The sequence below is a fragment of the Pseudomonas sp. X10 genome, assembly GCF_054889225.1.
On sequence record NZ_CM142677.1, the window covers coordinates 3,851,669 to 3,865,051 of the forward strand.

At 65.9% G+C, this 13,383-nt stretch carries 1 protein-coding gene; it reads right to left on the bottom strand.

The window, feature by feature from the left end; genetic code table 11:
* Positions 1 to 170: 170 nt before the first annotated feature.
* Positions 171 to 13,127, bottom strand: a complete 12,957-nt coding sequence (locus ACYU03_RS17460) for a non-ribosomal peptide synthetase (protein WP_461885888.1) — start codon at positions 13,125 to 13,127, stop codon at positions 171 to 173.
* Positions 13,128 to 13,383: the final 256 nt, after the last annotated feature.

Sequence of the window (13,383 nt, forward strand, 5' to 3'; positions counted from 1 at the left end):
CGTAACGATTGAACATCGGGAGGGCCCGGCTATCCCTACGAAACGGATTCAGGTAACAAAAAATTAGCGCCGCCCGGACAGTGCCGACGCAGGTAAAGTGCAACGCAAAACGCCCGGTGCGTTACACCAGGCGTTTTGCGTACAACAGACAGCGGATGCCACTTAACTCATCACAACGCCTCCAACTCCGCCATCAGGTCACTGAGCCGGTCGACCTTGTCCTCGCTCAGCGCGCTGTCCTGCAGCCCCTGCACGTACTCGGCCAACTCTTCCACGCTGCTGCACTCGAACATCGCCCGCAACGGCACGTTCAACTGCAGGCGCTTCTGCACCCGCGAGGCGATCTGGGTCGCCAGCAGCGAATGGCCGCCCAGCTCGAAGAAGTTGTCACGCACACCGACCCGTTCGGCCTTGAGCACTTCGGCCCAGATCTGCGCCAGGGTCTCTTCCAGCTCGTTGCGCGGGGCCAGGTATTGCTGGTTGTACTGGCTGCCAATGTCGATGGCTGGCAAGGCCTTGCGATCGAGCTTGCCGTTGGCGTTGTGCGGCAGTTGCGCAAGCCACGCCCAGTGCAGCGGCACCATGTACTCCGGCAGGTCGGCGCGCAGGCGCTGTTTGACCTGTTCGAGCAGCCCGGCGTCGGCGGTGACACTGTCGTGGGCCACCAGGTAACCGACCAGGTGCTTGCCGTTGGCCCCGTCCTGCACGCCCACGGCGGCATCGCGGATCTCCACCTGCTCGTGCAGGCGGGCCTCGATCTCGCCCAGTTCGATGCGGTACCCACGGATCTTCACCTGATGGTCGATGCGTCCGACGTATTCGAGCACACCGTCCAGACGCCGCCGCGCCAGGTCGCCGGTGCGGTACAGGCGCTCACCCGGCCCGCCATACGGGTGCGGGATGAAGGCCTGGGCAGTGCGTAGCGGGTCACCGACGTAGCCACGGCCAACACCGGTGCCGGCGACGCACAACTCGCCCACCGCGCCCAGCGGCACCAGGGCCTGGTCTTCGTCGAGCAGGTACAGGCGGTTGTTGTCGGTCGGCGTGCCGATCGGCAGGAAACTGCCACGGGTGGACTCGGCATCGACACGGAAGAAGGCCACATCGTCCGAGCACTCCGCCGGGCCATAGGCATTGACCAGGCCGATCTGCGGGTAGCGCTGCAGCCACTGGGCCGCCAACTCTGGCGGCATCGCTTCGCCGGTCGGCAGCATCCAACGCAGACCATCCAGCTGCTGGTGTTCATTGGCCAACATGCCCTGGATCAGCGAAGGCACACTCTCCAGCACGGTGATGCCAGTGGCCTGCACATGCTCCAACAATCCTTGCGGGTCATGGGCGATGGTATTCGGCACGATCGCCACTTGAGCACCGAACAGCGGCGCGGCAAGGAACTGCCAGACCGAGATGTCAAAGCTCTGCGAGGCGGTCTGGGCGATCACGTCCTGCTCGTCCAGCCGCAGGTAAGGCACCTTGCTCAACTGGTTGTTGAGCATCCCGCGCTGCTCGACCATCACCCCCTTGGGCAAGCCGGTGGAGCCAGAGGTGTAGATCACGTAGGCCAGGTTGTTCGGCGCACTGTAGATGCCCGGATTGTGACTGGCCACGCCACTGCACTGGATGTCTTCCCAAACCAGCAGTTGCGGGCGCGCGCTGGCGCTGAGCTCGTCCAGCAACTGGCGGGCCTGCTCGACACTGGCTGCACTGCACACCAGCACGGGGGTACGGCTCAGCTCGACGATGCGCTGCAGGCGAGCCGAAGGCAGGCCCGGGTCCAACGGCAGGTAGCCAGCGCCGGCCTTGAAGCTACCGACGATCATGCCCAGCAGTGCCAGGCCACGCTCGGCCAGCAAGGCCACCGGCTGGTCGACACCTACACCGGCCTCGACCAGGGCATGGCCCAAACGGTTGGCCGCGACGTTCAGCCCGGCATAGTCGATGCGCGCATCCAGGCAACGTGCCACGGTGCGCTGCGGATGCGCCGCGACCCGCGCCTCGAATAGCTCCACATAGCTCTGCTCGAGGGTATAGGCATGCTCGCTCTGATTGCAGTCCTCCAACAGGAAGCGCTGCTCGGCCTCACCGAGCAGAGGCAGTTCGGCCACTTCGCCCTCGAACCCCTCCACCAGTGCCAGCAGCAGGCGCTTGAACTCGGCCAGCAGGCGCTCGACCGTGGGGGTGTCGAAGTAGCGCTGGTCGAACGACAAGTGCAAGCCCAGGTCGTCGCCCGGATAGCACACCGCCGTCAATGGGAAGTTGGTGTGCGTCCGGCCTGAGTCGGAACTGGCGTTGAGGTGCTGGGCATGGTCGAGCACCGATGTTTCCACCGGTGCGTTCTCGAACACGAACAGGCTGTCGAACAGGGGCTGACCCTTAGGCAGTTCGCTGCACTCCTGGATACTCACCAGCGGCAGGTACTCGTACTCGCGCAGCTCCATGTTGCGTTCGAGCAAGCCTTGCAACCACTGCCGCACGCTGCAGCGCTGGCCCGCGGCCGGCAGTTGCACGCGCAGAGCGATGCTGTTGATGAACAGACCGACGGTGCGCTGCATTTGCGGCATGCTCACCGGGCGGCCAGCGACGGTGACGCCGAAGACCACGTCACGCTCGCCGCTGTAGCGGCTGAGCACCAGGGCCCAGGCCGCCTGGGCAAAGGTGTTGACCGTCAGTTGGTGGGCCTGGGCCAGCTCGCGCAAGCGTACGCCATCACGCACGTCCAGGCGGGTGTAGCAGTCTCCGACGAGCATGCCGTCGCCGGCATGCTCATGGCGCAGCGGCCGGTCACTCGGAATGACCGTGGCACGCTCGAAGCCTTCGAGGTTGCGCTGCCACCACTGGCGCGCTTCGACCAAGTCCTGGCGTTGCAGCCAACCGATGTAGTCGCGGTAGCGCGGTGGCAGTGGCAATTGCGCCTGGCGGCCTTCACCGAGGGCCTGGTAGATCTCGAAGAAGTCGTTCATCAGCAGCGAGCGGCACCAGGCATCGATGAGGATGTGGTGGTTGCTCATCATGAACCAGTAGCGCGCCTCGTCGACACGCACCAGGCGCAAGTGGAACGGTGCCTGCTGCAACAGATCGAAACCGGCTTCGCGCTCCTGCTTGTGCAAGGCCTGCAGGCGGGCTTCCTGGGCCGCCTCGTCGAGTCCGCGCCAGTCCTGGTAGTCCACCGTCGTCGAACCTGGCTTGTGGATGATCTGCAACATGGCTTCGCCGGCGTTCCAGCTAAAGGACGCGCGCAGGGCTTCATGGCGCGCCACTACCGCCTGCCAGGCCTGGGCGAAGCGCTCGGGGTCCAGGGCACTGTTGATGCGGTAACGGTCCTGCATGTAGTAGATGCCGGTGCCCGGCTCCAGCAGTGTGTGCAGCAGCAGGCCTTCCTGCATCGGCGTCAGTGGGTAGACATCCTCGATCCTCGCCGCCGGAACCGGCAAGGCATCGATCTGCTCCTGGGTCAGTTGCGCCAGCGGGAAGTCCGACGGCGTGAAGCTGCCATTGCCCTCCGTCAGGCAGTGCTCGACCAGGTCCAGCAACTCCTGGCGATAGTCCTCGGCCAAGGCAGCGATGGTCTCGTTGTCGTAGCGTTCCTGGCTGAAGGTCCAACGCAGTTGCAGAGCGCCGCCGTAAACCTGGCCATCGACGCTGAGCCAGTTAGGCAGCGGCGCATCCAGGTCATGGGCCAGGCCGGCGGGCGCATCCAGCGGCTGGAACAGCGCGGCAGTGTCGAACTGCTGGTCGAACTGCCCCAGGTAGTTGAAGGTGATCCGTGCCTGCGGCAAGGCCGCCATGCGCTCGCGGCTGGCGTCGTCGGCCAGGTAGCGCAGCACGCCGTAGCCGATGCCCTTGTGCGGCACCTGGCGCAATTGCTCCTTGATGCGCTTGATCGATGCAGCACGCGCAGCCGAGTCCTCGCCCACCTCGGGGTTGAGGCACAGCGGATAAGCGTTGGTGAACCAACCAACACTGCGGGTCAGGTCGACATCCTCGAACAGGCTGTCGCGGCCATGGCCCTCCAGTTGCACCAGCACTGCGTTGTCGCCACTCCAGCGGCACAAGGTGCGGGCCAGAGCGGTCAGCAGCAGATCGTTGACCTGGGTGTGGTAGGCCGCCGGGGCTTGTTGCAACAGGCGGCGGGTCTGCTCCACCTCCAGGGCGATGCTCACGGTATGGGCATGACGGTGCAGGTTGCCGCCTTGCGGGTGATCGCAAGGCAGTTCACGGTGGGCGGCGCCCAGTTGGCCTTGCCACCAGTCCAGTTCGTCACGCAGCGAGTCGCTGCCGGCATAGCTGGCCAGGCGTGCGGCCCAATCACCCATGGCCCGGGTCTTGGCTCCCAGGGGTTGGCCACGGTACAGCGCCTGTAGGTCTTCCAGCAGCACCCGCCAGGACACGCCATCGACCACCAGGTGATGCACGGCCAGCAACAGGCGCTGGGCGCCCTGCCCGTCCGCCACCAGCAAGGCACGCAACAGCGGCCCCTCCTGGAGGCTGAGGCTACGTTGCACATCGGTGTACAGGGTCTGGCACTCGCTGAAATCGGCAACAGTGGCCTGCCACAACAGTTGATGCGCTTCCTGCTGGGCGTACTCGCCCTGCCAACGGCCCTCCACCTGGGTGAAGCGCAGCCGCAAGGCGTCATGGTGCTGCACCAGGCCGCGCAGGGCTTGCTCCACAGTGTCGGCCTGCAGCGGTTGGCGTGCCTCGAGCAGGACCGCCTGGTTCCAGTGCTGCGGTTGCGGCACTTCGCTCTCGAAGAACCAGTGCTGGATCGGCGTCAGCGCGGTACGGCCCTGCAACGGCCCTTGCTCGACCTCGGACGATGCCTCGCTGCAGGTGACCACTGCGGCCAGGGTCTGGATGGTCTGGTGCTGGAACAGATCACGCGGGGTGAACTGCAGGCCCAACTGGCGCGCGCGGCTGACCACCTGGATCGACAGGATCGAATCGCCTCCGAGCTCGAAGAAGTTGTCCTGCACGCCAATGCGCTGGACGTTCAGCACTTCACGCCAGATCTGCGCCAGTTGCTCTTCCAGATCGCTGGCCGGCGCCTGATAGTGCTGGCGGCCTTGCTCCAGGTCCGGCGCCGGCAAGGCCCGGCGGTCGAGTTTGCCATTGCCGGTCAGCGGCATCTGCTCCAGCAGCACGATGTGCGCGGGCACCATGTAGTCCGGCAGGTGCTGGCGGGCATGGGACTTAACCGCATCACGCAGCGCCGCCTGGGTTTCGCCGTCGGCACGCGCCTGGGCGCAGACCAAATAGGCAGCCAGTTGCTTGCCACCGGGCAGGTCGAGGGCCAGGACCACGGCCTCGTCGACATCCGGATGCTCTTGTAGGCGGCTCTCGATTTCACCCAGCTCGATGCGGAAGCCGCGGATCTTCACCTGGTGGTCGGCACGGCCGATGTACTCCACCAGGCCATCGTCCCGCAGGCGCACCAGGTCGCCAGTGCGATACAGGCGTCCACCCTGCTGGCTGAATGGGTCGGCGACGAAACGCTCGGCGCTCAGCCCCGGCCGGTCGTGGTAACCCTGGGCCAGGCCGGCGCCCCCAACATAGAGTTCGCCGATGCTACCTGCTGGCAGAAGAGCCAGGTCCTCGTCGAGGATATAGGCGACCCGCGCCCCGACCACCCGGCCGATCGGCACACTGCCCGCATCAGCCGGCAGTTGCTCCGGTGCCAGGCAGGCCAGCGGCATGACCACGGTCTCGGTCGGCCCATAGGCATTGAAGAACTGCTGTGGCACGAACGCCTGGCGGATGCGTTGCAGGTGCTCGCCGGTCAGCGCTTCACCACCGGTGATCACCAGGCGTACTGGCAACTGCTCGTTGCGGCTGGCCAGCCACTGGGACAGCTGGCTGCCATAGCTCGGAGTGAAGCCGAGGATGCTCACCTGCTGCTCACGCAGCAGTTGGCAAATCTCTTCCGCACCCCACTGGCCCTGGGCCCTGAGCACCACACGGGCGCCGCACAGCAGTGGCGCCAGCAGACGCTCGGTGGCGGCGTCGAAGTTGATCGAATAGAAGTGCAGCTCGCAGTCATCGCTGCGCATGCCAAAGGCGGCGATCACCGCCTGGCAGTGCATGGCGATCTCACCATGGCTGACCACCACGCCCTTGGGTTTGCCAGTGGAGCCGGAGGTGTAGATCAGGTAGGCCTGGTGCTGCGGCAGGTTGCGGTTGTCCAGCGGCTCGGCGCTGTAGCCGGCCAGAGCCGCACCCTCCTCCAAGCACCAGCGGGCCACGCCGGCCGGCAGTTCGCCAAGCGCCTCGAGCAGACTGCGCTGGCTGAGCAGCAGGCCGATGCGGCTGTCCTCGATCATGTAGTGCAGGCGGTCCAGCGGGTATTCCGGGTCCAGCGGCACATAGGCACCGCCCGCCTTGAGGATGGCCAGCAAGCCGATCACCATCGCCTGCGAGCGCTCCAGCGCCAGGCCAACGCGTACCTGCGGGCCAACGCCACGCTCGCGCAGCACCCGCGCCAGACGGTTGGCCTGCTGGTCGAGTTCGGCGTAGGTCAAGTGCTCGCCGGCGAAGGTCAGTGCCCGCGCTTGTGGCGTGCGCGCGGCCTGGGCAGCGAACAGGCCGTGGAGGGTCTGGCTGAGTTCGAAGTCGTTCTCGCCCTGCAACTGGCCGAGCAGCACTTCCTGCTCGGCGCTGGCCAGCATCGGCAACTCGCACAGGCGGCGTTGCGGATCATCCAACAGGCTCAGCAGCAAGTGCTGCCAATGTTCGGCCATGCGCGCGATACGCGGCTCGTCGAACAGGTCGCAGCTGTAGGTCAGGCAGCAACCCAGGCGGCCGTCGAGGTCGGTGACTTCCAGGTAAAGGTCGAACTTGGTCGCGCTGGCATCGTTGACCAGGTAGTCCACCTGCATGCCCGCCAACTCGCGGCTCTGCTGGAAAGCCCAGCGCTGGACGTTGCACATCACCTGGAACAGCGGGTTGTAGGCGCTGCTGCGGGGCGGCTGCAAGGCCTCGACCAACTGGTCGAAAGGCAGGTCCTGATGCGACTGACCTTCGATCACGGTCTGGCGCACCTGGTCGAGCAGTTCAGCGACGCTCATCTGCCCGTCTAGCTCACAGCGCAACACTTGGGTATTGAGGAAGGCGCCGATCAGTCCTTCGCTCTCCGGCCGGATACGGTTGGCCATTGGCGCGCCGATGCGCAGGTCGTGCTGGCCGCTGTAGCGGTAGAGCAGCGCGGCCAGGGTCGCGGTCATGGTCATGAACATGGTCAGGCCGCGTTCACTGTTGAAGGCGCGTACGCGGGCCGCCAACTCTGGCGCCAGGTCGAAGCGATAGAGTTCGCCGCGATGGCTCTGCACCGCCGGGCGCGGCCGGTCGGACGGCAGCTCCAGCACTGGGTGCTCGTCACCCAGGCGGGTTTTCCAATAGTCCAACTGGCGCTGGCCTTCACCGCCCTCCAACCACTGGCGCTGCCATACGCTGTAGTCCAGGTACTGCACCGGCAACGGTGCCAGCGGCGATTCGCGCTCATCGACGAAGGCTTCGTACAGCTCGCCCAGCTCGCGGGCGAAGATGTCCATCGCCCAGCCTTCGGTGACAATATGGTGCAAGGTCAGGACGAAGTAGTGCTCGCGCTCGCCGGCCTTGACCAGGCACGCGCGCAGCAGCGGGCCATGTTCCAGGTCGAACGGCTGGTGCGCCTGCTCTTCGGCCAGTTGCCGCAGGCGTTGCTCACGGCGCTCAGCGCTGTCGGCGGAGAAATCTTGCCACTGCAACTGCAACGGGCTGTCATCGACCACGCACTGGTAAGGCACGCCGTCGATGCTCGGGAAGGTGGTGCGCAGGGTCTCGTGCCGTACGATCAGCGCCTGCAAGGCTTGCTCGAAACGGCTGACATCCAGCACGCCACGCAGCCGCGCCATGCCGCCGACATTGTAGGCCGGACTGTCCGGCTCCATCTGCCAGAGGAACCACATGCGCTGCTGCGAGTAGGACAAGGGCACGGCCTGGCGGCGGTCGACCCGGGCGATCTCACCCTGCAGGTTGTGGCCGCCGCGCTGTCGGATCTGCCCGACCTCAGCGCAGAAGGCCGCCAACTCACTGTGTTCGAACAATACCTTCAGCGGCAGCTCGACATCGCAGGCCTGGCGGGTACGGGAAACGATCTGGGTGGCCAGTAGCGAATGGCCGCCCAGGGCGAAGAAGTCATCCTGCAGCCCTACCCGTGGCAGGCCCAGCACTTCACACCAGATCGCCGCGATCTGCTGCTGTAGGGCCGTTTGTGGCTCGACATGCTCGCGCTGCTGCCAGACCGGAGCAGGCAGGGCCTTGCGCTCGACCTTGCCGCTCGGCCCCAGGGGCATCTGCGCCAAGTGGATCAACTGCGCTGGCACCATGTAGGCCGGCAGGCGCTCGGCCAGCGCTGCCAACAAAGCGTCATCCTGCTGGTTGCCGCTGTAGTAGCCGATCAACTGCGCGCCCACGCTGTCCTGATGGATCAGTACCAATGCCTGTTCGACGCCCGGCTGGGCGAGCAGGCAGGCCTGCACCTCTTCCGGCTCGACACGGAAGCCGCGCACCTTGACCTGTTGGTCCAGGCGCCCGAGGTATTCCAAGGCCTGGGCCTGCACCAGCCAGCGCGAACGGTCGCCGCTGCGGTACAGGCGCTGGCCGTTGCCGTCGGCCTGAGGCACGAAGCGCTCGGCGGTCAACCCCGGACGGCCCAGGTAGCCGCGGGCCAGGCCGGCACCGCCCAGGTACAGTTCACCGGGCACGCCCGGCGCGGCCAGTTCCAGGCCGTCATCGAGCACGCGGCACAGCACGTTGGCCAATGGCCGGCCAATGGGTGAGCGATCACTATCGCTACTTTGGCAATGCCAATGGGTGACGTTGATGGCGGTCTCGGTCGGGCCGTAGCGGTTGTGCAACTGCACCTGCGGCAGAGACTGCAGGACCCGCTCACGCAGGCTGGCCGACAGTGCCTCGCCACCGGAGAACAGCCGCCGCAGGCTGGTGCATTCGGCAGCCAAGGGTTCCTGGACGAACACCTGCAGCAGTGGCGGCACGAAGTGCAACGTGGTCACACCGTGCTCACGCACCAGTTCAGCGATGCGCCGCGGGTCACGGTGCTCGCCAGGGCCTGCGAGCACCAGGCGACAGCCGGTGGCCAGCGGCCAGAAACACTCCCAGACCGAGACATCGAAACTGATCGGCGCCTTCTGCATCAGCACATCGCTGTCGTCCAGGGCGTAGGTGGCCTGCATCCATTGCAGGCGCTCGGCCAGGGCCGCATGGGTATTGCCCACGCCCTTGGGCTGGCCGGTGGAGCCGGAGGTGTAGATCACATAGGCCAGGTTGTCGCCATCGAGGTGTAGGCCTGGCGCATGGCTCGGCCAACTGTCGAGCTTGAGCTGGTCCAAGGCGATGGCACTGACGCCCGCCACCTTCGGCAGGCGCTGCAGCACTTCGCTCTGGCTGAGCAGCAGCGTCGCACCACAGTCGGCGAGCATGTAGGCCAGGCGCTCGGCGGGATAATCCACATCCAGCGGCACATAAGCGCCACCGGCCTTGAGGATGGCCAGCAGGCCGACCAGCAACTGCGGCGAGCGCTCGGCGGCGATGGCCACGCAGACCTCAGGGCCCACGCCCTTGTCACGCAGGTAGTGGGCCAGGCGGTTGGCCTGCTGGTGCAGGCTGGCGTAGTCCAGGCTGCCGCCGTCCCACACCAGCGCCGTGCGCTGCGGTGTCAGGCGGGCCTGTTCGTTGAGCTGTTCGACCAGCAGGCGCTGGGCGGTCGGAGCCGGTGCTTGGCCCCAGTCGAGCAACTGCGCACGGCTGTCGCTGTCGAGCAACTGCACATCGCCCAACGCCAGCGTCGGCTCGGCGCAAACTTGCTCGAGCAATGCCAGCAGGTGGCTGGCCAGGCGCTTGACCGTGGCAGCCTCGAACAGCTCGGACGCGTAGTCGAAGGCCAGGCTGAGGCGGCCCTGATGGTCCTCTTCACTGTGCAGTTGCAGGTCGAACTTGGCCTCGCGGCTGTGCCACGGCAACTCTTCGGCCAGCAGGCCTGGCAAACGGCGCAGGGCCGACAGGTCGCGCTGCTGGTGGTTGAACATGACCTGGAACAGGCCCTGTTCGCGGGCTTCAGGAAAGGCCTCGATCAGTTGCTCGAACGGCAGGTCCTGATGCGCCTGGGCCTCCAGGGTGGCCTGGCGCACTTGGTTCAACAGTTGCTGGAACGACAGGCGCCCGTCCAGTCGGGCACGCAGCACCTGGGTGTTGATGAAAAAGCCGACCATGCCCTGGGTTTCCAGGCGCGGGCGGTTGGCGTTGGGCACACCGACACGGATCTCGCCCTGGCCGGTGTAGCGGTGCAGCAGGCCTTGCCAGGCGGCCAACAGGACCATGAACAGGCTGGCCTGCTCGTCACGGGCCAGGGTACGCAGGGCGTCGGCGAGCTTGGCCGGCACTTTCAGGCTCAGGCGCTCGGCACGCTTGTCCAACTGGCTGGAACGGGGGTGGTCCGTGCATAGGTCGAGCACTGGCAACGCATCGCCCAGTTGAGCCTGCCAGTAGGCCAGTTGCCGGGCGGACTCGCCGTCGGCCAGCCACTGGCGTTGCCAGTTGCCATAGTCGGCATAACCCAGCGCCAAGGGCGCCAGGCTGGCCTGCTGGCCTTGGCAGTGAGCGCCATAGAGGCGGGCGAACTCGTCGAGCAGGATGTTCAGCGACCAGCCATCGGCGACGATGTGATGCAGGGTCACCCACAACTGGTGCTGTTCGTCGTCCAGCCGCGCCAGGGTCACGCGCAGCAGCGGGCCCTGTTGCAGGTCGAAGGGTTGCTGGGCCTCCGCTTCACGGCGTGCGGTCACCTCTGCGCCGTCGAGCCCCTCCAAGTCCAGGCGCTGCAGCTCGAATGCCAGCTCGGGCAGGATGTGCTGCAGGGCCTGGCCATCGGCTTCGCTGAATACCGTGCGCAAGGATTCGTGACGCGCAACCAGAGCCTGGAAACTGGCCTCCAGTGCGGCTTCGTCCAGTTCGCCGCGCAGAAGCAAGCCAGCCGGAATGTTGTAGGCTGCACTCTGCGGCTCTAACTGCCAGAGCAACCACAGGCGGTTCTGCGCCAGCGATTGCGGCAGGGCCTGGCCGCGCGTCAGGCCGTCGATGCGACCTTGAGCACCACCACCTTCGGCCTGCACGGTCGCCACGGCAGCGCTGTACTGCGCCAGGGTCGGCGCTTCGAACAACGTGCGCAGGTTCAGCGCCAGCCCCAACTCATCCGCCAACCGTGCGGTCACCTGGGTCGCCGCGATGGAGTTACCGCCGAGCAGGAAGAAATGGTCGTCCGCCGCTACCGACTGCACTTGCAACTGTTCGCACCAGAGACGGGCGATACGCGCCTGCAACTCGTCGGCCGTGGTGCCGTCGGCCACGGTCGCCGCAATGTCGGCACTGGGGAAGCAGGCGTAGCAATCCAGGCTGCCATCGTCCATGCGCTGGCGGCAGGCCGAGCGCTGCAGCTTGCCGCTGGAGGTCTTGGGCAAGGCGCCGGGGTTGAGCAACAGGACCACCGCAGGCGCCTGCTGGCAGGCATCGGCGATGACCTGGCGCAGGGTCTTGATCAGGGCCGCCGGCTCGATGATCTTCTGTACGTTGCGGCTGATCTCCACCGCGACGCCGATCCCCTCCTCGCCCTGGTCATCGACGGCGAACACCGCCACACGGCCCTTGCGCAGCACTTCGACTTCCCGCTCCAAGGTCTTTTCCAGGTCCTGCGGGTAGAGGTTGTGGCCACGCACGATGAGCATGTCCTTCAGGCGTCCGGTGACGAATAGTTCGCCCTGGCGCAGGAAGCCCAAGTCGCCGGTGCGCAGCCAGGTCTGGCCGTCCTGCTCGACGAAGGTACGCGCCGTGGCCTCAGGGTTGCGCCAATAGCCCAAGGCGATGCTTGGGCCTGCGGCCCAGATCTCGCCGACCAGGCCTTCCCCCAGGACTTGCAGGCTTTGTGGGTCGACCACCCGCACCGCATGCCCCGGCTGGCTATAGCCGCAGCTCATCAGCACACTGCCCTTGCCCGGCTCTGCGCGATTAGCGGCAAAGGCCGCAGCATCCAGCTCCAACGCTGGAATGCCCTGACCCCGGCGGCTGCCGCTGACGAAAAGAGTGGCCTCAGCCAGGCCGTAGCTGGCGAAGAAACTCTGCGCCTCGAAGCCGCAGGTCCGGAACTTCTCGGCGAAGGCTTGCAGGCTGTCCTGGCGGATCGGCTCGGAGCCGGAATAGGCCACGCGCCAACGGCTCAGGTCGAGCCCGGCCAGGGCCGCATCGCTGACCCGCTCGCTGCACAGACGGTAAGCGAAGTCTGGGCCGCCGCTGATGGTGCCGCCATACTCGCTGATCGCCTGAAGCCAGCGCAGTGGCCGGGCAAGGAAGTAGCCCGGCGACATCAACACGCAGGGCACGCCACTGAAGATCGGTTGCAGCAGGCCACCGATCAGGCCCATGTCGTGATACAGCGGCAGCCAACTGACGATGACGTCATCCGGATTCACATCGATGCCGAAACCATGACGGATCAGTTGCTCGTTGGCCACCAGGTTGCCGTGGCTGACCTGGACCCCCTTGGGCAATGCGGTGGAACCCGAGGTGTACTGCAGGAAGGCGATATCGTCGGCGGCCAGGGCGGGAGCCTGCCAGCCCTGAGCCTGCGCCGGGTCCAGGTGGTCCACAGCCAGCAACGCCGGCGCATCTTCCGCGCAAAGGGCATCCAGGCTCTGCAAACTGTCACACAGCGATTCTACCGTCAGCAGCAGACGAGGCCTGGCATCGTCGATGATCGACAGCAAGCGCTCCTGGTGATGGCGGCGCGCCGATTCCGGCGGATAGGCCGGCACCGCGATGACACCGGCGTAGAGACAACCGAAGAACGCCGCGACGTAGTCCGGACCACTGGGGAACAGCAGCACGGCACGGTCGCCGAACTCGCTGCGTGCCTGCAGGGCAGCCGCGATGGTGCGCGCCCGCAGGTCCAGTTCCCGGTAGCTGAGCACGGCCTGCTCACGAGGATCGTCGGCCAGAAAGCGCAAGGCGATGCGGTCCGGGGCCTGCTCGGCGCGTTGCGCCAGGGCCTGGACCATCGTAAGCGGAAGTTCGAAGGCGTCCGTCATGGGGGGTTCCTGCCAGTGTCTTGGTAAGCCCGGCGCGAGACAGGGCGAACCGCCCATGGGGGGATGGCGGACACCTGGCATGCGGCCGGAGGATGTACACAGAGGAACGGATGGTCAGGGAAAATAATTAAGCGCGAAGGCCGGGCCTACGGGGGAAACACCTTTGATACAGCAGCGGCGTAAACGGGAAACCGTTAGAACTTTTTAATATAGCAACTCAATTACTTCTGCATTTGACAATCATTATCATTACGAA

Bases quoted from the DNA above. Each gene is read 5' to 3' on its own strand.
- ACYU03_RS17460 (WP_461885888.1), bottom strand. From the start codon at position 13,127: ATGACGGACGCCTTCGAACTTCCGCTTACGATGGTCCAGGCCCTGGCG.